At 61.2% G+C, this 21,338-nt stretch carries 21 protein-coding genes and 1 tRNA gene; 10 read left to right on the top strand and 12 right to left on the bottom strand.

Going from position 1 to position 21,338, the window contains the following annotated elements:
* Window positions 1–465 precede the first annotated feature (465 nt).
* The 6 genes from ACQZ5G_RS16590 to cydX all read left to right on the top strand — a co-directional run bounded on the left by ACQZ5G_RS16590 (window position 466) and on the right by cydX (window position 7,500).
* On the top strand, window positions 466–1,044 hold the full coding sequence (locus ACQZ5G_RS16590; RefSeq protein WP_003522458.1) for a GbsR/MarR family transcriptional regulator: 579 nt from the start codon (window positions 466–468) through the stop codon (window positions 1,042–1,044).
* 17 nt (window positions 1,045–1,061) lie between these two features.
* Window positions 1,062–2,858 carry a thiol reductant ABC exporter subunit CydD gene (cydD, locus tag ACQZ5G_RS16585; RefSeq protein WP_448738453.1) on the top strand — a complete coding sequence of 599 codons (1,797 nt, stop codon included), beginning with the start codon at window positions 1,062–1,064 and terminating at the stop codon, window positions 2,856–2,858.
* On the top strand, window positions 2,855–4,546 hold the full coding sequence (gene cydC / locus ACQZ5G_RS16580) for a thiol reductant ABC exporter subunit CydC (RefSeq protein ID WP_448738319.1): 1,692 nt from the start codon (window positions 2,855–2,857) through the stop codon (window positions 4,544–4,546). Before cydD ends, cydC begins: the two co-directional genes overlap by 4 nt.
* Window positions 4,547–4,613: 67 nt before the next feature.
* On the top strand, window positions 4,614–6,191 hold the full coding sequence (locus tag ACQZ5G_RS16575) for a cytochrome ubiquinol oxidase subunit I (protein ID WP_448738318.1): 1,578 nt from the start codon (window positions 4,614–4,616) through the stop codon (window positions 6,189–6,191).
* A gap of 6 nt (window positions 6,192–6,197) precedes the next feature.
* Window positions 6,198–7,355, top strand: coding sequence for a cytochrome d ubiquinol oxidase subunit II (gene cydB, locus ACQZ5G_RS16570; RefSeq protein WP_448738317.1), 1,158 nt, complete (start codon window positions 6,198–6,200; stop codon window positions 7,353–7,355).
* Between the two features lie 22 nt (window positions 7,356–7,377).
* Window positions 7,378–7,500 carry a cytochrome bd-I oxidase subunit CydX gene (gene cydX, locus ACQZ5G_RS16565; protein ID WP_003508602.1) on the top strand — a complete coding sequence of 41 codons (123 nt, stop codon included), beginning with the start codon at window positions 7,378–7,380 and terminating at the stop codon, window positions 7,498–7,500.
* Between the two features lie 147 nt (window positions 7,501–7,647).
* Here cydX and ACQZ5G_RS16560 read toward each other — a convergent pair whose 3' ends face one another.
* From ACQZ5G_RS16560 to ACQZ5G_RS16530, 7 genes are all read right to left on the bottom strand, one after another.
* Window positions 7,648–7,836, bottom strand: coding sequence for a hypothetical protein (locus tag ACQZ5G_RS16560; protein ID WP_003522463.1), 189 nt, complete (start codon window positions 7,834–7,836; stop codon window positions 7,648–7,650).
* A 22-nt stretch (window positions 7,837–7,858) separates the two neighbouring features.
* Window positions 7,859–8,269, bottom strand: coding sequence for a DUF3597 domain-containing protein (locus ACQZ5G_RS16555; protein ID WP_448738316.1), 411 nt, complete (start codon window positions 8,267–8,269; stop codon window positions 7,859–7,861).
* 12 nt (window positions 8,270–8,281) lie between these two features.
* Entirely contained in the window at window positions 8,282–8,533 is a 252-nt protein-coding gene (locus ACQZ5G_RS16550) for a GlsB/YeaQ/YmgE family stress response membrane protein (RefSeq protein WP_003522465.1), read from the bottom strand.
* 150 nt (window positions 8,534–8,683) lie between these two features.
* Window positions 8,684–9,541, bottom strand: a complete 858-nt coding sequence (gene nadC / locus ACQZ5G_RS16545; RefSeq protein WP_448738315.1) for a carboxylating nicotinate-nucleotide diphosphorylase — start codon at window positions 9,539–9,541, stop codon at window positions 8,684–8,686.
* A 1-nt stretch (window position 9,542) separates the two neighbouring features.
* Window positions 9,543–11,114: an L-aspartate oxidase gene (locus ACQZ5G_RS16540; RefSeq protein ID WP_448738314.1), complete on the bottom strand. Its 1,572-nt coding sequence runs from the start codon at window positions 11,112–11,114 to the stop codon at window positions 9,543–9,545.
* Window positions 11,111–12,082, bottom strand: a complete 972-nt coding sequence (nadA, locus tag ACQZ5G_RS16535) for a quinolinate synthase NadA (RefSeq protein WP_448738313.1) — start codon at window positions 12,080–12,082, stop codon at window positions 11,111–11,113. The genes ACQZ5G_RS16540 and nadA overlap by 4 nt, the downstream gene beginning before the upstream one ends.
* 69 nt (window positions 12,083–12,151) lie before the next feature.
* Window positions 12,152–13,054 carry an NUDIX hydrolase gene (locus ACQZ5G_RS16530; protein ID WP_137005294.1) on the bottom strand — a complete coding sequence of 301 codons (903 nt, stop codon included), beginning with the start codon at window positions 13,052–13,054 and terminating at the stop codon, window positions 12,152–12,154.
* Window positions 13,055–13,260: 206 nt separating this feature from the next.
* Here ACQZ5G_RS16530 and ACQZ5G_RS16525 point away from each other — a divergent pair, with 206 nt between their 5' ends.
* Both ACQZ5G_RS16525 and ACQZ5G_RS16520 read left to right on the top strand, forming a co-directional pair.
* Window positions 13,261–13,635: a PAS domain-containing protein gene (locus ACQZ5G_RS16525; protein WP_035239294.1), complete on the top strand. Its 375-nt coding sequence runs from the start codon at window positions 13,261–13,263 to the stop codon at window positions 13,633–13,635.
* A gap of 73 nt (window positions 13,636–13,708) precedes the next feature.
* Complete coding sequence (locus ACQZ5G_RS16520; RefSeq protein WP_448738312.1) at window positions 13,709–14,209, top strand: thermonuclease family protein; 501 nt, start codon at window positions 13,709–13,711, stop codon at window positions 14,207–14,209.
* A gap of 76 nt (window positions 14,210–14,285) precedes the next feature.
* On the opposite strand, the gene ACQZ5G_RS16515 is transcribed toward ACQZ5G_RS16520, so the two are convergent.
* Together ACQZ5G_RS16515 and ACQZ5G_RS16510 are read right to left on the bottom strand one after the other, a co-directional pair.
* Window positions 14,286–14,361 (bottom strand) — tRNA-Ala (locus ACQZ5G_RS16515).
* 152 nt (window positions 14,362–14,513) lie between these two features.
* Window positions 14,514–14,900, bottom strand: a complete 387-nt coding sequence (locus tag ACQZ5G_RS16510) for a TIGR02300 family protein (RefSeq protein ID WP_003522472.1) — start codon at window positions 14,898–14,900, stop codon at window positions 14,514–14,516.
* Window positions 14,901–15,099: 199 nt separating this feature from the next.
* On the opposite strand from ACQZ5G_RS16510, the gene cmk reads away from it, so the two are divergent.
* On the top strand, window positions 15,100–15,759 hold the full coding sequence (gene cmk / locus ACQZ5G_RS16505; RefSeq protein WP_448738311.1) for a (d)CMP kinase: 660 nt from the start codon (window positions 15,100–15,102) through the stop codon (window positions 15,757–15,759).
* 170 nt (window positions 15,760–15,929) lie between these two features.
* Window positions 15,930–17,630: a 30S ribosomal protein S1 gene (gene rpsA, locus ACQZ5G_RS16500; RefSeq protein WP_003522474.1), complete on the top strand. Its 1,701-nt coding sequence runs from the start codon at window positions 15,930–15,932 to the stop codon at window positions 17,628–17,630.
* 240 nt (window positions 17,631–17,870) lie between these two features.
* Here the strand turns inward: rpsA and ACQZ5G_RS16495 are convergent, their stop codons facing one another.
* The 3 genes from ACQZ5G_RS16495 to ACQZ5G_RS16485 all read right to left on the bottom strand — a co-directional run bounded on the left by ACQZ5G_RS16495 (window position 17,871) and on the right by ACQZ5G_RS16485 (window position 21,259).
* Complete coding sequence (locus ACQZ5G_RS16495) at window positions 17,871–19,418, bottom strand: hypothetical protein (protein ID WP_448738310.1); 1,548 nt, start codon at window positions 19,416–19,418, stop codon at window positions 17,871–17,873.
* A 254-nt stretch (window positions 19,419–19,672) separates the two neighbouring features.
* Entirely contained in the window at window positions 19,673–19,981 is a 309-nt protein-coding gene (locus ACQZ5G_RS16490; protein WP_448733856.1) for a hypothetical protein, read from the bottom strand.
* 48 nt (window positions 19,982–20,029) lie between these two features.
* Window positions 20,030–21,259 (bottom strand): hypothetical protein, encoded by a 1,230-nt coding sequence (locus ACQZ5G_RS16485; RefSeq protein ID WP_448738309.1) that lies wholly within the window; start codon window positions 21,257–21,259, stop codon window positions 20,030–20,032.
* Window positions 21,260–21,338 lie beyond the last annotated feature (79 nt).

Here is a 21,338-nt window from a genome sequence, read left to right as displayed (position 1 = left end):
GGCGGGTCATCCCGCCGCCGATTTTTATGGGCGGTTTTCCGCCCGCCTCCATGCGATGGCGATGTTATCGATATCATCGATGAGTATGAAGGTATGGACGCAAGGCGGTAATTCCATCGAGTCCACGCTTGATTGCCGTCATACCGGCCCTGAGCCGGTATCCAGCCAGCCCAAGTCCTTGGGCTGAAATGATTCCTCTCGCCGCGCAGACGCGCGTCGGCTGGATTCCGGCTCAGGGCCGGAATGACGGACGAAGAGTGACAGGCCCAGCAAACGCCCAGCCCGTCATAAAGCCCCAACATGACCACCGCATATTTGGTTCCGGGCTGCGCCCACGGCCGTCTTTACCGACGTCGTCTCTGCCCATTTGCACATTTTGACGCAGGTCAAAAAGGTGATTTGCCGCCCGTCGTTTTTTGCGTTATCGAAATTTCAGAAATTACTGAAAATTCAGGAAACGTAAAAATGCCAACCAGCCTGTCCCCGCTCGTTCAGTCCTTCGTGCTGCATTTCGGTGAGATGGGCAGCCGCTGGGGCATCAACCGCACTGTCGGCCAAGTCTATGCTTTGCTTTATATTTCGCCGCAGCCATTGTGTGCGGACGAGATTGTGGAGGCGCTCGGCATTTCCCGTTCCAACGTGTCGATGAGCCTGAAGGAGTTGCAGGCGTGGAACCTTGCAATTCTCAAGCATTTTCCCGGCGACCGGCGCGATTTTTTCACGACGCCTGACGATGTCTGGCAAATTCTCCGCACCCTTGCCGAAGAGCGCAAGAAACGCGAGATCGATCCCACGCTCAGCGTGCTGCGCGAAATTCTGATGGAGACGCCGGAAAACGAAGATGAGCGGCATGCGCAAAAGCGCATCGACGAGATGAAGACGCTGATCGAGCAGCTTACCGGCTGGTATGACGATGTGAAGCGGCTGGAGACGGAAAGGCTGGCTTCGCTTCTGGCGCTCGGTTCGAAGGTCACGAAGCTTCTGGAGGCCAAGGACAAGATCGTCTCCCTCGCCAGACCCCGTGGCGCGAAGAAGGACGGGTGAGGAGATCGGCCGTGAGCATGTCCGTGGAAATCCGTAAGGGGGCCGATGGTGACGGGTCAGTCTGTCCCGCTCCGGTTGGAGTCTCGCCCGACGCGACGCGGCGGCGCTTCTTCAGCAAGGCCAATCGCAAAACCTCTCGCGACAGAGCGGCCGAGCGGGCGAAAATGACAGGCGCGCCGGCGGTTGGGAGATCCGTGGCTCTGTTGCATGTCCTGGCGGCTTTGCTCTGGTTGCCGCAGGCAGGTTTGCTTGCCTTTTCAGTCGGAATAATTGCCGATGGCGCGCCGATGATGGCGATCGTGCCGGCTGCGGCCGCGGTTCTCATCCTCGGTCTCATCAAGGCATGGCTGGAAAAGATCGCGGCGCGGCTGTCGTTTCGTGCCGCTCGTGCGGCGCTGTCGCAGCGGCGGCTGGAGGCGTTGCAGGCTGTGGCGAAGGTTTCCCCGCTCGATCTGTCGCGCACCGCCTCCGGTGAGGCGGCAGGCGTCGTGGCCGAGGCTGCGGAAGCGCTGGTGCCTTATCTTTCCCGTTTCCAGCCGGCGCGGATGAAGGCGACCATCGTGCCGCTGGTTTTCGTGCTGGCGATCCTGCCCTTTACCTGGATTGCGGCGCTGGTGCTGCTGCTCGCCATGCCAACCATCCCGCTTTTCATGGCGCTCATCGGCTGGCAGGCCAAGGCCGCCAGCGAAAAGCAGCTTGCCGAGACGGGCAATATGAATGCCTTCCTGCTCGATCGTCTGCGCGGGCTGGAAACGATCCGCACGCTGAAAGCCGTCGATCTGACGGCGGAACGCCTCAGCGCCGATGCGCAAAACCTCAAGAAGCGGACGATGGCGGTGCTCAGGATCGCCTTTCTCTCCTCGGCGGTGCTGGAGCTTTTCGCAGCGCTCGGCGTTGCCATGACCGCCGTCTATATCGGTTTTCATCTGCTCGGTTTTCTCGATTTCGGGGCCTGGGGCCACAAGCTGACCCTCGCCGAAGGCCTCTTCATCTTGCTGCTGGCGCCCGCCTTTTTCGAGCCGCTGCGGGAACTCTCCGCCGTCTGGCACGACCGCGCGGCCGGCGAAGCGGCGCTTGATGCGCTCGGTAAATTGACGGCCGGCGGTGCGGCCATCGCGGGCAAGGGCGCGGATGGGGCGTCTGTTCCATCCCCGACGCCCGGCCTGCTGGAGATCGACAATCTCTCCTTCGCTTATCCGAGCGCTCCACCTGTCATCCAAAATTTCAACCTGACAGTTCAGCCAGGTGAGAGAGTTGCGATTCTCGGGCCTTCCGGTTGTGGCAAATCCACTGTACTCTCCTTGATTGCCGGGCTGGCCGAGGCTGGAGAGGGCTCGATCAGGATCGGCGGCATCAAGCTCGATAATGCGACGGCGGATGGGCTGCGCAGGACGATCGGCTGGGTCAGCCAGAAGCCGTTCTTTTTTGCCGGTTCGCTGAAGGCGAATATTCGTTTCGGCCGTTCGGTTGTCAGCAATGGCATGGTGGAAGAGACGCTGTGCCGCACCGGGCTCGATGGCTTGTCGCAGGCGCGCCGGCATCTGCAGATCGGCGATGGCGGATATGGAATCTCGGGCGGGGAGGCGGTGCGGCTTGCCATTGCGCGTGCTTTCGCAGACCCCGCAACGCAGCTTGTTCTGGCCGATGAGCCGACAGCCCATCTCGACCGGGAAACGGCTGCTCTCGTCACGGAAAACCTGCTGCAACTGGCAAATGGCAGGACTTTGATCGTCGCGACCCATGATCCGGTGCTTGCGGCGCGCATGGACAGGATCGTGGATATGACGGCGATCCATTCGAGGGGGCAGCCATGATCGCGCGTTTTGCGATATTGAGACCCATTATCGGCCTGTTCTGGTCGGCGCGGCGCGGCATGTTGATGGCGGGCGCGGCTCTGGCGGTGACGACGGTGCTGGCGGGCATCGGCCTTCTCGGCGTTTCCGGCTGGTTCATCACCGCAACGGCGATTGCCGGTCTTTTGCCGGCAACGGCCTATGCCTTCGATGTTTTTGCACCTTCGGCCGCCATTCGTCTTCTGGCGATGGCGCGCACCGCCGCCCGTTACGGCGAACGCATGACGACCCATGACGCCACGCTTTCCGTGCTTGCAGCACTTCGGGAAAAGCTGTTTCGCGGCTTTGCCGCGCCGCAGGCCGCGAAATCCCTGGAGGCGAGACCTGCGCGCCTGCTGAACCGGCTGACGGCGGATATCGATGCGCTGGATTCGCTTTATCTGCGCGTGCTGGTTCCCGCTGTCGTGGCGGTCCTTGCCGCAATCGCGACGGGCCTCGGGCTTGCTTTTCTTCATCCTCTGGCGGGCATTCTGGCGGCGGTTTTCCTCATCGCGGCGGGGCTTGGAATTTCGGTGCGCGCCGCCTTGCAGGCAGAAACATTCTCGCGCCGCCGGGCAATCGGGCTGGAAGCCCTTCGGGCTCGCACGGCCGATCTCGTGAGCGGGCAGACGGAGCTCTTGACCACCGGCCGCCTTTCCGCGCAGGTCGCGGCGGTAAAGCGGGCGAATGATTACCTCTCTGCCTGCGATGATACCCTGAACCGCATCGAGACCAGTGCCGGCTTTTCCTTCGGGGTTTCAGCGGCCGTTCTTTTGAGCGCTGCCCTTCTCGGCATGGCCTGGCTCGCGGAACACGGGGCGGTGAGCGCGCCGGCCGCAGCACTCGGGCTGCTCGTCTGTTTTGCCGCGCTGGAGCCTTTTACGGCGCTTCGTCGTGGAGCGATGGAACTTGGGCGCACGCTGTTTTCCGCAAGGCGCATCGCGCCGCGTCTTTCGGCAACGTCTGAAGGCCGCTGTCCCGTCTCGCCGGTCGACGGCATGGCGGCAGAGCTCAAAAATGTGCGTCTGGAGCGGGACGGGAACGACAATCCGATCCTGACGGATATCAACCTTGCAATCGCCTCCGGGGAACGGGTTGCCATCATCGGCCAGAGCGGTGCGGGCAAGACAAGCCTCATCCAGCTTCTGGCGGGTGAATTGTGGCCGGCTGCGGGCACGGCCAGCGCCCTGCCGTCCACACTGATGACGCAGCGAAGCCAGCTTTTCCGCGACAGCATCGCCGACAATCTGCGGCTGGCGAAACCCACCGCAACCGGGGCCGAATTATGGGACGCGCTCGAGGCGGCAGGCCTTGCCGAACACGTCAAAACCCTGGCCGCCGGGCTGGAGACAAGGCTTGGCGAGGCGGGCCAGGGGCTTTCCGGCGGCCAGTCGCGCCGGCTGGCGCTCGCCCGTTTCCTGCTCGCCGACCGGCCGCTCTGGCTTCTTGATGAGGTGACGGAAGGGCTGGATGGCGAGACCGCCCGCGACGTGCTCACCCGGCTGTTTGCGAGGGCAGAGAAAAAGACTGTCGTGATGATCACCCATAATCGCCGCGAGGCGGAATTTGCCGATCGCATCATCGTGCTCAAAGAGGGGCGTCAATTTGATGAATGTCAAAGCGGCACCCCGGAATACGGCGTAGTGCTGGAGACACTGCGCCCGGACTGAGATTTTTTGAGAGCCGGCGTCGTCTTTGAAATGGAAGGCCGGCCTTCCGGAAAAGGTGGATAGGACTATGGAACTCGACATAGTGGCGCTGTCGCGCCTGCAATTTGCAGTGACGGCTTTATATCACTTTCTGTTCGTTCCCCTGACGATCGGACTATCGGTGGTGATCGCCATCATGGAAACGGTCTATGTCATGACCGGCCGCACGGTCTGGCGGCAGATGACGAAATTCTGGGGCACCTTGTTCGGCATCAACTTCGTGCTCGGCGTTTCCACCGGCATCGTCATGGAATTCCAGTTCGGCATGAACTGGAGCTACTACAGCCACTATGTCGGCGATATTTTCGGTGCGCCGCTGGCCATCGAGGGCATGATGGCCTTCTTCCTGGAAGCCACCTTCGTCGGGCTGTTCTTCTTCGGCTGGGACAAGCTGACGAAACTCGGCCATCTCGTCGCGACATGGTGCGTGGCGCTCGGTTCGAATTTTTCGGCGCTATGGATATTGATCGCCAATGGCTGGATGCAGAACCCCACGGGCTCCGCTTTCAATCCCCAGACCATGCGCATGGAAGTAACTGACTTCTTCGAGGTCCTGTTCAACCCGGTGGCGCAGGCGAAGTTCGTTCACACGGTGTCTGCGGGTTATGTTACGGCCTCCATCTTCGTGCTCGGCGTTTCGGCCTGGTATGTGCTGAAAGGCCGCCATGTCGATCTCGCGAAGCGTTCGATGACTGTTGCCGCCTCCTTCGGTCTGGCGTCCGCGCTGTCGGTCGTCGTGCTGGGTGATGAAAGCGGCTATCTCTCCACAGAACACCAGAAGATGAAACTCGCCTCCATCGAGGCCATGTGGGAAACCGAGCCGGCCCCGGCACCCTTCACGGCCATCGGTTTTCCCGATCAGGAAGCGCGCGAAACGCATTTCGCCGTGAAAATCCCGTGGGTGATGGGCCTTATCGGCACCCGCTCGCTCGACACGCAAATTCCGGGCATCAACGATCTGGTGGAGCAGGCCAAGACCCGCATCCGCGACGGCATCAAGGCCTATGACGCGTTGATGCAGATCCGCGCTACCGGCAAGGGCGCGGAGTTGCCGGAAGAGGTGCGCGGCACCTTTGCCGAACTCGGCCATGAGCTCGGTTATGCCCTGCTGCTGAAACGATATGTCGACGATCCGCGCCAGGCGAATGAAGAGCAGATCGCCAAGGCGGCGGCGGATACCATTCCGCATGTGCCGACCCTGTTCTGGTCGTTCCGCATCATGGTCGGCCTTGGCATCTTCTTCATCCTGCTGACGGCGACATTCTTTTATCTTTCGGCCCGCCGCCGGCTGGATCATTATCCGTTGCTGCTGAAAGTGGCGGTCTTCGCCATTCCCCTGCCGTGGATCGCGGCGGAAATGGGCTGGGTGGTGGCCGAGTTCGGCCGCCAGCCGTGGATCATCGAGGGCGTGCTGCCCACGGCCGCGGCCGTCTCCAGCCTCAGCGCCTCCACCGTCCTCATCACGCTCCTGTGTTTCATCGCCATCTACACGGTGCTGTTCATCGTCGAAATGGGGCTGATGCTGAAGGCGATCCGCAAGGGCCCCGAGCCGGACCATGAGCCGGAAGCGCCGCTCGTTCCTGAAAAACTCGTCGCTGCGGAGTAAACGATCATGATATTGCACCAACTCATCGACTACGAAATTCTCCGCGTCATCTGGTGGCTGCTGCTTGGCGTGGTGCTGATCGGTTTTGCCGTGACCGGCGGTTTCGATCTCGGCACCGGCGCGCTTCTGCCCTTCGTGGCGAAAACGGATATCGAGCGGCGTGTCGTCATCAATTCGATCGGCCCGGTCTGGGAGGGCAATCAGGTCTGGCTCATCCTTGGCGGCGGCGCGATTTTTGCCGCCTGGCCGCCGCTTTATGCGGTGTCGTTTTCAGGGTTTTACCTGGCGATGTTCGCCACCCTGTTTGCGCTGATCCTGCGGCCGGTCGGTTTCAAATATCGCTCCAAGCGTGAAAGCGCCGCCTGGCGCACCGGCTGGGATTGGGCGCTTTTCATTGGCGGCTTCGTTCCCGCGCTGATCTTCGGCGTGGCCATCGGCAATGTGCTGCAGGGCGTTCCCTTCCACCTCAATGACGACCTCAGGATTTTCTATGACGGCACGACGCTGTTCGAGCTTCTGAACCCCTACGCCATCCTCTGCGGCCTCGTTTCCGTCGCCATGCTCATCATGCACGGCGCGGCATGGCTGGTGCTGAAAACGGATGGTCCGGTCGCGGCCCGCGCTCGCGGTTTCGGCAGCGCCGCGGCGCTCGCCACCACCGTTCTTTTTGCGCTCGGCGGCGTCTTTCTGTGGCTCGGTATCGATGGCTATCGCTTCACCTCGGAGGTCGTAACGGACGGTCCGTCCAATCCGCTGTCGAAGACAGTCGAGGTTGCGGGCGGTGTCTGGTTTGCCAATTATGCGGCGCATCCCTGGATGATGCTGGCGCCGGCGCTCGGTCTTGTCTTCCCGCTCGTCGCTTTCGTTTTGCTCCGGGCCCGCAGGGAAGTGCTGGCGCTGCTTTCCAGCTCGCTCGCCATTTTCGGCATCATCGCAACGGTGGGGCTGACGATGTTTCCCTTTATTCTGCCGTCTTCGGTCGATCCGAAATCGAGCCTGACAGTCTGGGATGCGTCGTCCAGCCATATGACGCTGTTCATCATGCTGGTCGTCGCCCTCATCTTCATCCCGATCATCGTTGCCTATACGTCATGGGTCTATCGTGTGCTGTGGGGCAAGGTGGATGAAAAGGCGATCCGCGACGACAGCGGTCATGCTTATTGATTGAGAAAGAAGGAGATCGAACATGTGGTATTTCGCCTGGCTGCTCGGCCTGCCTCTCGCCGCCATCTTCGCCGTCATGAACGCCATGTGGTATGAGTTGATGGAAGAAAACGCGAAAAAGGCCGAAGCGAAGCTGGATAAATAGGGCTTTGGCGGAAGCCTCTCCTCCGTCATGCCGGATCTGGTCGGGGGTGACGGAGTGCGGATGATGCAACTCCACCAAATATAAAAGGGCGGCATCCGGTTGGGATGCCGCCCTTTGGGTACACAGCCGTGCGCGCGATGCGCGGCGTCAGTGGATCGCGATGCCGCGCTTGTCCGCTTCTTCCTTGATGATGTCTTCGACGATGGCCCTCTTGAGATTTGGATTTCCCAGAAGATAGTCGTCGGCGATCTCGAAGATCGACTTCGGATTCTCGGTCCTGTGCAGGGTGTCGAGGTCCTGGCCGATCTGCTCTCGAAGGCTGGAATAGTCGTCCATCGCGGCGCTCCCGTTTATCGGTTCAATCCAGAAGGTCGGCTGGAACCTTGCCGCCGTTTTCGGACAGTTTCTTGATGACGGCCTTGTGCAGCCAGATGTTCATGGTCGCCGAATCCGAAGTGTCGCCGGTATAACCGAGTTCACCGGCCAGTTCCTTTCGGGCGCTGAGGCTGCTCTCGAGATTGAGCGCTTTCAGAAGGTCGACGATCGAATGTTTCCAGTCGAGTTTCTGGCCGTTCTGCTTGACCGCCGCATCCAGGATCGAAGCGACGTCAACATTGCCGGTGGGGGCCGGAGCCGCGGCTGTCGGAGCGGGTGCGGCCGGTGCGGCCGGGCTTGCCGTGGCTGCCGGCGTGTCGGCCGGAGCGGAAGTCTGCGGCGCGGCTTCGGCCTTGCCGAAAATAGCGTTCTTGATCTTGTCGAAAAAGCTCATGGTGTCCTCTCCTTAGCGGCGAAATGCCCGCCCGACGGCGATGAGAATGCAGGCGCCGATGAAACCGGCGATGAGATAGCCAATCCAGCCTCCGAGCGAAATGCCCACGAGCCCCAGAAGGAAATTGGCGACGATGGCGCCGACAATGCCGAGGATAATGTTCATGAAAAGACCCATATTGCTTTTCATGAACTGTTCGGCGAGCCAACCGGCCACGCCGCCGATGATGATTGCTGCAATCCAGCCAACTTGTGCGTCTTCCATAACAAGCCTTTCCTTTGTGAGAGAGGTCCGCAGGCATATGGACAGGCTTTTGCGCGCACTGATCCCCCCGCCTTGAATAGACCTCAGGCAGAGCAATAACGGCGATATGGGCGATTGGTTCCGTGCGGCGAACCATGCGCCGCATATTCTTTAGCTCTGGCCTTGAAAGTCGAGGCCGATATCGAGAACCGGCGCGCTGTGGGTCAGCCAGCCGACGGAGATGAGATCGATGCCGGTCGCGGCGATGGCTGCGGCCGTCTGCGGATTGATGCGGCCCGACGCTTCGGTAATGGCGCGACCGGCGACGATCCCCACCGCCTCGCGCAGCTGTTCGGGTGTCATATTGTCGAGAAGGACCGCATCGACGCCCTCATCCATGACCTCGCGCAACTGGGCAAGCGTATCGACCTCCACCTCGATCTTGACGAGATGCCCCACGCCCTGCCGGGCGCGGCGGATGGCGTCGCGCACGCCGCCGGCCACGGCAATATGGTTGTCCTTGATGAGAACGGCGTCATAAAGCGCAAATCGGTGGTTCATGCCACCGCCGGCGCGCACCGCATATTTTTCCAGCGCTCTCAGCCCCGGCGTCGTCTTGCGGGTGCAGGCGACCGAGGCCTTGGTGCCGGCAATGGCGGCAACGATTTTTGCGGTGACGGAAGCGATGCCCGACAGGTGACCGAGGAAATTCAGCGCCGTGCGCTCCGCCGTCAGAAGGCCGCGCGAGGGGCCTTCGATCGTCGCGATGATATCGCCGGGCGTCACGGCGGCCCCATCCTGCACATGCCGTTTCATCACGATGGCCGGATCCACGAGCTGGAAAGCCAGTTCCGCCGCGTCGAGACCGGCAATAACGCCCGGTTCGCGCGCGGCCATGACGACGACCGAGCGATGATCGGCGGGAATGACGGCGGCGGACGTGATGTCGCCCGCCAGTCCGAGGTCTTCCAGAAGAGCGTTGCGCACGAGCGGTTCGATGATGAGGCGTGGCAGGGGTGAAAGGGTCATGTCAGGCGCTCCGCGCAAGGCTGGCCGAAGAATGGCTGGAAGAGGAGAATTCATGGGCGATGGTGAGGACGTCGCTGAGGTTCAGCCTGCGCCTCGTCGCCGTCGCATGTTTTTCAGGGAAATCGTCGCGGAAATGCGCGCCGCGCGATTCCGTGCGCAGCGCCGCAAAGACGGCGATGGCCAGCCCGACAAGGGCAGGATCGGATGCCGGGCCGTTCCGCTCAGCCAGTGGCAGAAGATCGCGGATCGCGCCCGTCAGCCCTTCCGCATGTCTTACGATGCCGAGATGGCGGGAAACGATGGGCCGGACGGGGGAGAGGTCGGCTGCCGGGAAATCGGGCACGGGGAGTGTTGCGATATCCGCTGCCTGTTTTCCCGCATATGCCGGCCTGCCGGCAATGTCTTGCGCCGCGCGCATGCCCATGGCCGCCGCTTCCAGCAGGGAATTGCTGGCAAGCCGGTTCGCGCCATGCAGACCCGTGCAGGCGGTTTCGCCGGCAACCCACAGGCCCGGCACCGAGCTTCGGCCTTTACCATCGGTGGCGACGCCGCCCATATGGTAATGCACCGCCGGGCGCACCGGCACGAGCTCACAGGCGGGGTCTATCCCGGCTTCGCGGCAGAGCAGGTCGATCGAGGGGAAGCGGGCGGAAAAGCCGGAGCCGAGCGCCTTGCGGGCATCGAGAAAGACCTTGCCACCACGCAGTATTTCGCGGTCGATGGCGCGGGCGACAATATCGCGCGAGGCGAGTTCCGCACCCGGAACTCCCGCCATGAAACGTTCGCCATTTTCGTTGAGAAGCAGCGCGCCTTCGCCCCGCACCGCTTCGCTCACCAGCGCCAGCGGCCGTCGGGGCGAGGAAAGCGCCGTCGGATGGAATTGCACGAATTCCATATCGGCGAGGATGGCGCCGGCGCGGGCGGCGAGCATGATGCCCTGCCCGAAATTGCCGGAGGGATTGGTCGTCGCCTCATAAAGCCCGCCGAGGCCGCCGGTGGCGAGAACGACCTGGCTTGCCGGCAAAGTGAAGCAGCCTTTTGGCCCGATGCAGGCGAGGCCGGCGATGACGCCATTTTCCGTCAGCAGGCGGCGAACCTCCGTGCCTTCCAGAACTGTTATGGACGGCGTGCGAAGAACGGCGGCGGCGAGAGCCCTGACGATGGCCGCGCCCGAGCCGTCGCCTTCGGCATGCAGGATGCGCCTTCTGCCATGGGCGGCCTCCAGCCCGAAGACGAGCCTGCCTTCGGTATCCCGGTCGAAGCGCACCCCGGCCCGCTCCAGCGCCTCGATGACGGCGGGAGCGGCGGAAACGATCTCTGCGGCCATATCTACATCGCAGAGGCCGTCGCCTGCGGCGAGCGTATCGGCAAGATGCAGCGCGGCGCTATCGTCCGGCCCGAGGCTGGCGGCTATGCCGCCCTGCGCCCAGGCGCTGGAAGTCTCGCCGCCGAGAACGCCGCGTGTGAGAAGCAGCACGGGCTGCGGCGCAAGCGTCAGCGCCGCCATCAGGCCCGCAATGCCGCTGCCGACAATGACCGTCCAGCCCGTATGCGACGGGAGGCGTTCGCTCATACTTCCAGCATCCTTTCCACGGCGCGGCGGGCAGCGACAGCGATGGCCGGGTCGACCGTCACTTCGTGGCGGTTTTCCTCCAGCGCCGTGCGGATATTGCCAAGCGTGATGCGCTTCATATGCGGGCAGAGATTGCAGGGGCGGATGAATTCGACATCCGGGTGATGCACGGCGACATTGTCGCTCATCGAGCATTCCGTCAAAAGCACCACGCGGGCGGGGCGCTCGCGGCCGACATAATCCGACATGACGGCGGTGGAGCCGGAAAAATCCGCAGCCTCGACGACATCGGGCGGACATTCCGGATGCGCCAGCACGGTGACGCCCGGATGGCTTTCGCGCAATTCGCGAATATCATCGGCGGTGAAAAGCTCGTGCACCTCGCAATGGCCGCGCCAGGCGATCAGCTCGACATAGGTTTCCCGCGCTACGTTTTTTGCCAGATATTCATCCGGCAACATCAGCACGCGCGGTACGCCGAGCGATTCCACCACCTGACGGGCATTGCCGGAGGTGCAGCAGATATCAGATGCCGCCTTCACCGCGGCGGAGGTGTTCACGTAGGTCACGACCGGAACGCCGGGATAGGCCTTGCGCAGAAGCGCGATGTCCTCGGGCGTGATGGAATCGGCCAGCGAACAACCGGCGGCCATATCCGGAATGAGCACGGTTTTCTCCGGATTGAGCAGCTTTGCCGTCTCGGCCATGAAATGCACGCCGGCCAGAACGATGACATCCGCTTCCACCTCCATCGCCTTGCGGGCAAGGGCGAGGCTGTCGCCAACGATATCGGCGACGCCGTGGAAGATTTCCGGTGTCTGGTAATTATGGGCGAGGATGACGGCATTGCGCTTGCGCTTCAGCTCGAGGATCGCCTCCACATCGTCCTGAAAGCCCATCCATTCGGCCTTGGGAATGACGCGGGCAACGCGGTCGTAAAGGCTTGCGGCGGAAATCTGCTCGTTCACGGTGCTCTCCCATTTATACTCTTTTTGAGTATATCTAGGGCAAAGACATATTCTCATTGTGAGCATATGTCAATTGCGGGAGAGTGGCAGTTTCGTTCCGGAAAGGGCGCGTTCATCGAGAACGGTCTGGCGGAAGCGGAAGAGCTTTGCCGGGCGGCCGCCGGTTTCGGTCGCCATCTCGCCGGTCTCTTCCACCAGTTGCTGCTGTTCGATCAGCCGGCGGAAATTCTGCTTGTGCAGCGTCAGCCCGGCCAGCGCCTCGATGGCGCGCTGTAGCTGCAGGAGCGTGAAGGCGTCGGCCATCAGTTCGAACACCACGGGGCGATATTTGATCTTGGCCCGCAGACGCGCGATGCCGGTGGCAAGGATGCGGCGGTGATCGGCAAACATTGGCCTGCCGAAATTGATCCGCGGTTCGCCCTGCGCCTCTTCGACCAGCCCGGCTTCATACAGCAACTCGTAACGCTGCAGGGTCAATTCCTCGTTCCAGCCGCCGCCATCGAGGCCGAAGGTGAAATCGGCCCGCAAATGGCGCTGGCTTTTGCAGGCGGGATCGGAATCCGCCCAGGCGCGCAGCCTGTCGATGATGCTGTCCAGAACTTCCGGGCGTCCCTGACGGTGATCCTCCCAGGGGAAATATTCGTACCAGCCGTGCCAGAGCGGGCGTTTGCCGCCGGAGGCTTCCTGTTCGCGAACCAGTCCGAGATAACCGATGGAGATGGTTCTGCCGCCTAAAATGTCGTTGTTGCGGTCGCGGTCGGCGAAAGTATAGAGCTGTTCGAGATAACCGACGGGGTGATGGGTCTGTTCGTGAATCCATTCCCGCAAGCCGCTCTGGAGGGTTCTGTGCCCGAATTCGAATGGTCCCGACGGAAGCGCTGCACCTTCCCGAACGGTCATGACCCGCGGCTCATCCGTGGTGATGGCGGTGACGACGGCGATGAGTTCGGCATGGGCAAGCCCGATGGTCACGGCGGCTCCTCTGGTCGTTGGCGCAAGATCAATCTTCTTTGGCACAGGAAGGTTGCTTCGCCAACATGGCGGCAGAAAAGGGCTGTCGATAAATAGTCTCACTGAAAACGGGACGCTATCCGACAAAAGGATGAATTCTTGTGGTTAGTCGTCCGTCATCTGATATGTTACAGACCCGCACGAGCATTTCAGACTGTAGAAGGCCGATGTTGGAGAACATATCTCTCGAAGAGACACTTGTGGGTTATTATACCTGGAACATCGGGCAAAACCTGATTTACCTCGATGCCGTGGCGGCCCGCCTGCGCGAATTCTCCCCGGAAAAAGCCGCTTGCGGCATTCCGGTCGAAGATTTCATCGCGCAGATAGAAAGCGGCTCGCGCGCACGCGTCGCCAAGGCGGTCTACAATTCGCTGACAAATGGCGTGTTCTATGATCAGGAATATCGCATTCAGCTCAAATCTGGCGGCTTCCGCTGGTTGCGGACAACCGGACGGGTGATCCTGGACAGCGACCAGCTTCCGATCATGGCCATGGGCACGGTGCGGGATGTCAGTGCGGGCAAGATTTTATTGATGTGATAAGCGGCGGACCTCTTCGCGAGGCGGCGGCCGATCGATTTTAATTCGTTCATTGTTTTGATGTTGCGGTGACATGGTCCGGCAGATCGCAATTTTGCTGTTTCAGATCGTCCTGGCCATTGGCCTCGGCATAGCCGGCATCCGCATCGCCTCGCTCGTCAATGGCGAGGCAACCCCGGCGCCAGCAGGCCTTGCGGCCAATACGGAACTGCTGTGGACGACCTCGCCGGTGCGGGTCGATCCGCGTAGACAAAATTACGAGCGCATTCCGACGCCTCCCGATCTTTATCCGCTGAAAATGCATGCGGACCAGCGCCTGCGCGTCATCTCCAGCAGCCGCTTCACTTTCAAGGGCAAGGAATTCCGCCTCGCCGGCGTGGAGGATGTCGAGCGCAACCGCGTCTGCACCGGCCCCGACGGCCGCCGTTACGCCTGCGGCCTCAACGCCTTCAAGGCGCTGGAGAACCGGCTGCGCGGCAGATATCTGGAATGTCGGACGGTGGAGGAAGGTGGTGCCGGCGGTTCCGTGGAGTGCCGGATCAACGGGCAGGATGTGCGGGCGCTGCTGCAATAGGTGATCGGGCCGAACGGCTTGCGAGATGCGCGAGAGCGACTTGCCGAAGGGAAAATATTTTTTGTCTGGGAAGGTTTGGTGGAGCTAAGCGGGATCGAACCGCTGACCTCTTGCATGCCATGCAAGCGCTCTCCCAGCTGAGCTATAGCCCCATAAGGGTTCCGGCATTTCTTCCGGTTCCGGGAACCGAAGCGGTTGTTGTTCCGTTCGGTGGCGGCTTACTACTGCGGCTTTCCGACGAGTGCAAGCATAAAAAACGGCCCGGCGTCATTTTTTTGTCGTCGGGCCGAATTATCAAGTAAAATCAAGCTTCTTCGTCGTCGCCCGATACGCCGATGATGCCGGACATGTCGTCGTCGTCATCTTCGTCGTCGGTTTCGAGGAAGGTGTCGTCGTCGTCATCGATTTCGACGTCATCGTCGTCGCCGAGATCGGGGATATCGTCGCCGTTGTTGTCGCCATCGGCATCTTCCAGCGAGACGAGTTCGACTTCCGTGTTTTCGGTATCGACTTCCGCCACTTCCTCTTCTTCAGCCTGTTCCATCTTGGCCTGGGCGGTGCTTTCCTCGAAGAAGGAGAGCGGCCAGGACTTGCCGGTGTAGGGAGAAACGACCGGATCGCGGTTCAGATCGTAGAACTTCTTGCCGGTATCGGGGTCTGTGCGCTTGGTACCAAGTTCCGCTTTTGCCACTGTCTAAGCCTCAAATTGTCGAATGAGTTTCGGTGTGTACGCCGTAAAACCGGCATAGACGGTAAAATTTATAGCCGGTCCCCTTAATCGTTGCGCTCTTTCGTGTCAAAGACAAACTTCGGGTGCCGCCTGCCTCGGCGCAACCCCTATGCGGGGATGCTGATATAAATAGGAAGGCGTTGCGCACTCTATTATATGAATGACGAATGCACAGGCGGAAAGCTTCATGACCTTCACGATCGCCATAGACGGGCCGGCTGCGGCGGGCAAAGGAACCCTGTCGCGCAGGATTGCCGAGACCTATGGTTTCCACCATCTCGATACCGGGCTGACCTACAGGGCGACCGCCAAGGCGCTTCTGGATGCCGGCCTGCCGCTCGATGATGAGGCCGTGGCGGAAAAGATCGCGCTGGAAGTCGATCTTGCGGGGCTCGATCGCGCCGTTCTTTCCCGGCACGATATCGGCGAGGCCGCATCCAAAATCGCGGTGATGACGCCGGTGAGGCGCGCGCTCGTGAAGGCGCAGCAGCGTTTTGCCGCAAAGGAGCCGGGCACGGTGCTCGACGGCCGTGACATCGGCACGGTGGTATGCCCTGAGGCGCCGGTGAAGCTTTATGTCACGGCCTCTGCGGACGTGCGGGCGCGACGCCGTTACGATGAAATTCTGGCCAATGGCGGCAGCGGCGATTATGATGCCATTTTCGCTGAAGTGAAAAAACGCGACGAGCGCGACATGGGCCGCGCCGACAGCCCGTTGAAGCCGGCTGAAGACGCGCACTTGCTAGATACGTCGGAAATGAGTATAGAGGCGGCGTTTCAGGCCGCGCGGAAGATCATCGAGGCCGCCCTGAAGAGATAGGTTTCTCGCGGAACGGCTTCCTGCCGTCCGCGTTTAGTCCGGAATTGCCCGAAGACATGTCCTTGCGCCGGAAAGCCTTTTAAAAAGGCGGGCATGGGGTCGGGTATCAACAACACTAGCCCACCGGCGCTTTTGTATTCGCCATTGCGCGGATGCAATCAGGAGATTTCATGTCAGTATCTACCCCCACGCGCGAAGATTTCGCAGCGCTTCTCGAAGAATCCTTTGCCTCCAACGATCTTGCCGAAGGCTATGTTGCCAAGGGTATCGTAACGGCAATCGAGAAGGACGTTGCCATCGTCGACGTCGGCCTCAAGGTTGAAGGCCGCGTACCGTTGAAGGAATTCGGCGCGAAGTCCAAGGACGGCACGCTGAAGGTCGGCGACGAAGTCGAAGTTTACGTCGAGCGCATCGAAAACGCACTCGGCGAAGCCGTTCTGTCGCGCGAGAAGGCTCGCCGCGAAGAAAGCTGGGTCAAGCTCGAAGCCAAGTTCGAAGCCGGCGAGCGCGTCGAAGGCGTTATCTTCAACCAGGTCAAGGGTGGTTTCACCGTCGATCTGGACGGCGCTGTCGCCTTCCTGCCGCGTTCGCAGGTCGACATCCGTCCGATCCGCGACGTTACCCCGCTGATGCACAACCCGCAGCCCTTCGAAATCCTCAAGATGGACAAGCGTCGCGGCAACATCGTTGTTTCGCGCCGCACGGTTCTCGAAGAGTCGCGTGCCGAGCAGCGTTCTGAAATCGTTCAGAACCTCGAAGAAGGCCAGGTTGTTGACGGTGTCGTCAAGAACATCACCGATTACGGTGCGTTCGTTGACCTCGGCGGCATCGACGGCCTGCTGCACGTTACCGACATGGCATGGCGCCGCGTCAACCATCCTTCGGAAATCCTCAACATTGGCCAGCAGGTCAAGGTTCAGATCATCCGCATCAACCAGGAAACCCACCGCATCTCGCTCGGCATGAAGCAGCTCGAGTCCGATCCGTGGGATGGCATCTCCGCCAAGTACCCGGTTGGCAAGAAGATCTCCGGTACGGTCACGAACATCACCGACTACGGTGCATTCGTCGAGCTGGAGCCGGGCATCGAAGGCCTGATCCACATTTCCGAAATGTCCTGGACCAAGAAGAACGTCCATCCCGGCAAGATCCTGTCCACGAGCCAGGAAGTCGACGTTGTCGTTCTCGAAGTCGATCCGTCCAAGCGCCGTATCTCGCTCGGCCTCAAGCAGACGCTGGAAAACCCGTGGCAGGCATTTGCCTACAGCCATCCGGCCGGCACTGAAGTTGAAGGCGAAGTCAAGAACAAGACCGAATTCGGTCTGTTCATCGGCCTCGAAGGCGATGTCGACGGCATGGTTCACCTGTCGGATCTCGACTGGAACCGTCCGGGCGAGCAGGTCATCGAAGAGTACAACAAGGGTGACGTCGTCAAGGCTGTCGTTCTCGACGTTGACGTCGAGAAGGAACGCATCTCGCTCGGCATCAAGCAGCTCGGCAAGGATGCTGTCGGCGAAGCCGCTTCTTCCGGCGACCTGCGCAAGAACGCAGTCGTTTCCGCTGAAGTCATCGGCGTCAACGATGGCGGCATCGAAGTGAAGCTCGTCAACCACGAAGACCTCACCTCGTTCATCCGTCGCGCTGATCTTTCCCGTGACCGCGACGAGCAGCGCCCCGAGCGCTTCTCTGTTGGCCAGGTTGTCGACGCCCGCGTCGTCAACTTCTCGAAGAAGGACCGCAAGGTCATGCTTTCGATCAAGGCTCTGGAAATCGCTGAAGAGAAGGAAGCCGTCGCACAGTTCGGTTCGTCCGACTCGGGCGCTTCGCTCGGCGACATCCTCGGCGCGGCTCTGAAGAACCGCGGCGAATAATCGCTCCGATCTTTGAAATGAAGAACCCGCCGGAATTTCCGGCGGGTTTTTTTGTTGGGTTCACCGGGCCTTGCCCGCTTGAGCGCGAAGGGTAAGGCTTCTCTCGACGTCATCCTCGGCCCTGTGCCGAGGATCTAATCACGTCGAATAAAATCAATCGGTCGCAGATCCTCGGGACAGGCCCGAGGATGACGTCGGCGTGATTGGCGCGACTTACATTCCAATCTGACCACGCCGAATTCAGAGCATGCCGCTCATCTTCAGATAATAATTTTCCGCGCTGTCGTCGGAAGCCACCGCTGTCGGGCTTTCCTGCGTGTCGATCCCGTCATTGGCGGCGATGCGCTCTTCTTTTTCGTCCTGACCGTCGGAATTATCAGCGCCGGCTTCGGCCTCGTCGTTTGCCTCATCCTCGGAAAACGGACCGCCTCCGCGCGGCGGCGTTTCCGATTCATAGTCCTCATCCGCCGGCGGATAGGCGACGAGAGGCAGCGGTGTGCCGTCTTTTACCAGAGCCGCGGCGATCAACGATTGCGAAGCCGATTGCTCCAGCATCGCCATCCTCGCTTCCGGGTCCAGCATGCCCCGCGGCAGCGGCTGGGTTTCGGGGCGTTGGGTCGCAGTTTCCGTTTCCTCACCCGAGGGGCGGGCGGCGGCTGTTGCGAGGGCCGGTTTTTCGGCGGGCTGATCGTCGGACGGTTGCTGTGCAACACCCTGCTGTGCGGGCGGAGGCTCTTGCGTGCCGGTCGGCTTGAGCGGAAGTTTGCCGGCGGTGGCGGCAAGCAGCAGGCTGTTCACGGTCTCGGCGTCGTCTGCGAACAAACCGGATGGCGGGGTAAGGCCCGTGCGGATTTCTTTCTGCTCCGGCTTCATCGTCTCCCGATGCGCAAGGGCAGGGCGGGCTTCGCCGGTTTCGGCGCGGGGCGGATTTGCCGGGCGGGCCTCGGCCGACACTTCCTTCATCACGCTGCCGGCTTGTGGCGGAAGCGGACGTACCGCGTTTTCGGCTCTTCCATCCGGCTTTGCGGCAACGGTCGGCGTATCATGTGTGTCGGCAGGCGGGGTGGAAAGCGTGGGCCGGGGGTCCAGTTGCGCCGTTAGCGCCGCCACCGTGGCTTTCATCGCTGCGCCACTGAGGGCGAGCGGCCCGATGAGCATTGGCAGGAGCCGGCTGACGGTGGCGGAATTTGCCGCCTGCGCTGTCGCGGCCGGAGACGGGCGAGCCTCCGCATTCTGGCTCTGCGCGTTCTGCTGTTTCGGCTGGGCCGATTGCGCGGCGGCGGGATTGGAGGAATTGTTCTGCTGATAGGAGGAAACCACCGCCTTTGCCGCAAGATCCGTTCCCTTGTAACGGGAAAGCTCGATCAGCAGCGCGAGGCGGGCAGCATCCGGCCCGGTCGGCTGTTTCAGGATTTCGGCGAGCATCGAAAGGGTCAGGCCCTGCAGGGCCTTGCCGACCTGCTGTTCCAGTGCCAGGCGTTGTGGCGCGGGCAGGGTGCGGAGCGCCTCCGTCAGCCGCGTCACATAGGTCTCTATGGCTTCGCCATCCCGTCGGGGCAGGTTCATCAGCTTGCCGAGCGCTTCCGCCAGAACGGCGGTGCTGCGCGAGAGCTGAAATTCGCTGGCAAGGGAGGCGATTGCCGCGCGGGCAAAAAGGCTGCTGTTTTCAGGGGCGGGAGTGTTCGGTTGCGGCGGTGCAGTCTGTTTCACCTGCTCGCGCGGTGTCAGTGAAACCGTGGTTCCATAGGCGGCATCGGTTGCCGCAATTTTCGGTACAGGCGGTAACATGCTGCGCTCCGTTTCTATCGGTGACCGCCGCTGGCTGCGAAAGGGCCAATCCCCATTGGCTCTGTGATCCGCATCTGGCTTGAATGTTGAAAAATCGCCGCGCCGGTGATGGACAGGTGTCATCTCGCCCGCTCATGCGGGAGCGCCGTATACGCCTCTGGCCGCAATGCCGGTTGCAGCGCATACAGAATCATCAAGCTCAATCTTGGCTTGCAGATATTAAGATTTGGCTAACCAACGAATTGCGCGTCCGGTCAGGGCGAAACGCCGATGAACATGCGGTAAAGACCGTTATCGTCGGAATTGACCGAGGAAATATGGTCGGGATCGCTGGGCGCCGTCTCAAAAGCTTCCGGCGGCATGGCATCGAGCCAGCTTGCCTTGGGAAGATTTCGATCCGGTTGAATGTTCACCGGTTCGATGAGGCTGTCTTCCTCAGCGGGCGCGGTGAAGGCCGCATCATCCGGAACGAGCGACGGGGCGGCCATGGATAGCAGCGCCTGCGCGGCATTGGGTTCTGTGTCGTAAACGGCGCTGCCGGATAGGCTGGAAATATCGGTCATGTCTGAACTCACATCATGTTTCGCTCAAGTGACGATCGGAAGCGGCAATCATGCCGCCTTTTTCTTCAGCAGTTCATAAAGGCCATTGTCGTCGATCGAGATCGGCAAAATGGCGTTGCGGGTGTCTTCGACAAGCGCCTGCGCATCGAGCAGTTTTTCGCCGTCGTCTTCCGCATCGGCCGGATCGGTACCTGCGTCTGTCTTCGCAGGCTCATTTTCGTTTTCCGCCGGGGCGGCTTGCTCAGCAGGCGCAGCCGCAAGCACGGCGATCAGGGCCGTTTCCGACGATGTGTCGGCCGGCGCCTGCGGGTCGACGCTTTCCGTTTTTTCGTCGCCGGAAGCATCGATATGCTCCTTCACGACGTCCTGAAGCTCCTGCGCGTCTTCAAGCTTGCCCTGCGCATCGCGCGCCTGAATATCCTGTTCCCGCTCCGCCTTCACCTCGGCATCGTTGATTTCGCCGATACGATCCTTGCCGTGTTCGGCCTGCAACTCTTCCCTGGTTTTGGGATCGGCGACATCTTCGAGACGCTGGATGACCTTCAGGGTTTCACGCGTCATGAAGCGGGTGCCCTGCGCCTGTTCGTCCAAGGCCTCCTTCACCGCGCGCGCCTCATCGCCATAGGGGTTGGCGATGGCGGAGATCATCTGACGGGCGGAGACGCCGAGTTGTTTGAGGCCGGTCGATTCTTCCAGATCGTCGACGTTTTTCGGCAGGGTCGCGCGCGCCGCCATGATGGCTTTCGACATCTGCTCGCCGAAATCCTCTTCCGTGCCTGTGAGGCCTGCACCCTTCGCGATGCGGGCGGCAAGGGCGGCCATGGGATCGGTCTTGGTGTTGACGCCATTGTTCAGCACGTCCACGACCTCAGCCTCCGAAACGCCGAAGGATTTCAGGGAAATCTTTGTGGCTTTCCCCTGAGCATCGGTTTTTTCGAAGCTGTCGGTCAGGGTCAGCGCATCCTGAAGTCTTCGTGCGAAGGAAAAGCTCGATTCGTCCTTTTCCTGTGTGATGCCCAGCGCGGAGGAAAAACGGGAGACAAGCGAGGCGAAGGCATCGGCATCCGGCTTCATGACGCCGAAGAGATAGGCGCTTATCTTCTCATTGGCGGCGCGCTGGCTTTCGTCCGGCTGCGGGTTTGTCTTGACCGCATCGTCCTTTTTGGTGCCGTTGGCCTTTTCCTGCTCTTCGCGCTGGCGTTCCTCGATGGTTTGGACCATCGAGCGCATGAGGTCGCTGACTGCAATGCCCGCTGTCTGCTGTAGCGGAGTAATCATCCCTCAAAGTCCCCGGCCGCCCAAAGTTGCGGCCGAGAATAGGCAATTCTGGTAAATCAGTGCTTAAACCGGATGCGGG

It is taken from the genome of Agrobacterium sp. 22-214-1, assembly GCF_053522465.1.
The sequence above is the reverse complement of the archived record's forward strand: the minus strand, read 5'-3'. Positions and strand labels throughout refer to the sequence as shown.

Coding starts and splice junctions, on each gene's coding strand:
- cydC (WP_448738319.1), top strand. CDS start 2,855: ATGATCGCGCGTTTTGCGATATTGAGACCCATTATCGGCCTGTTCTGG.
- ACQZ5G_RS16550 (WP_003522465.1), bottom strand. CDS start 8,533: ATGGAAGACGCACAAGTTGGCTGGATTGCAGCAATCATCATCGGCGGC.
- cydD (WP_448738453.1), top strand. CDS start 1,062: ATGTCCGTGGAAATCCGTAAGGGGGCCGATGGTGACGGGTCAGTCTGT.
- nadC (WP_448738315.1), bottom strand. CDS start 9,541: ATGACCCTTTCACCCCTGCCACGCCTCATCATCGAACCGCTCGTGCGC.
- cmk (WP_448738311.1), top strand. CDS start 15,100: ATGACGAATGCACAGGCGGAAAGCTTCATGACCTTCACGATCGCCATA.
- ACQZ5G_RS16540 (WP_448738314.1), bottom strand. CDS start 11,114: ATGAGCGAACGCCTCCCGTCGCATACGGGCTGGACGGTCATTGTCGGC.
- ACQZ5G_RS16560 (WP_003522463.1), bottom strand. CDS start 7,836: ATGGACGACTATTCCAGCCTTCGAGAGCAGATCGGCCAGGACCTCGAC.
- ACQZ5G_RS16575 (WP_448738318.1), top strand. CDS start 4,614: ATGGAACTCGACATAGTGGCGCTGTCGCGCCTGCAATTTGCAGTGACG.
- ACQZ5G_RS16525 (WP_035239294.1), top strand. CDS start 13,261: ATGTTGGAGAACATATCTCTCGAAGAGACACTTGTGGGTTATTATACC.
- ACQZ5G_RS16490 (WP_448733856.1), bottom strand. CDS start 19,981: ATGACCGATATTTCCAGCCTATCCGGCAGCGCCGTTTACGACACAGAA.
- ACQZ5G_RS16520 (WP_448738312.1), top strand. CDS start 13,709: ATGGTCCGGCAGATCGCAATTTTGCTGTTTCAGATCGTCCTGGCCATT.
- ACQZ5G_RS16590 (WP_003522458.1), top strand. CDS start 466: ATGCCAACCAGCCTGTCCCCGCTCGTTCAGTCCTTCGTGCTGCATTTC.
- rpsA (WP_003522474.1), top strand. CDS start 15,930: ATGTCAGTATCTACCCCCACGCGCGAAGATTTCGCAGCGCTTCTCGAA.
- ACQZ5G_RS16485 (WP_448738309.1), bottom strand. CDS start 21,259: ATGATTACTCCGCTACAGCAGACAGCGGGCATTGCAGTCAGCGACCTC.
- cydB (WP_448738317.1), top strand. CDS start 6,198: ATGATATTGCACCAACTCATCGACTACGAAATTCTCCGCGTCATCTGG.
- ACQZ5G_RS16555 (WP_448738316.1), bottom strand. CDS start 8,269: ATGAGCTTTTTCGACAAGATCAAGAACGCTATTTTCGGCAAGGCCGAA.
- cydX (WP_003508602.1), top strand. CDS start 7,378: ATGTGGTATTTCGCCTGGCTGCTCGGCCTGCCTCTCGCCGCCATCTTC.
- ACQZ5G_RS16495 (WP_448738310.1), bottom strand. CDS start 19,418: ATGTTACCGCCTGTACCGAAAATTGCGGCAACCGATGCCGCCTATGGA.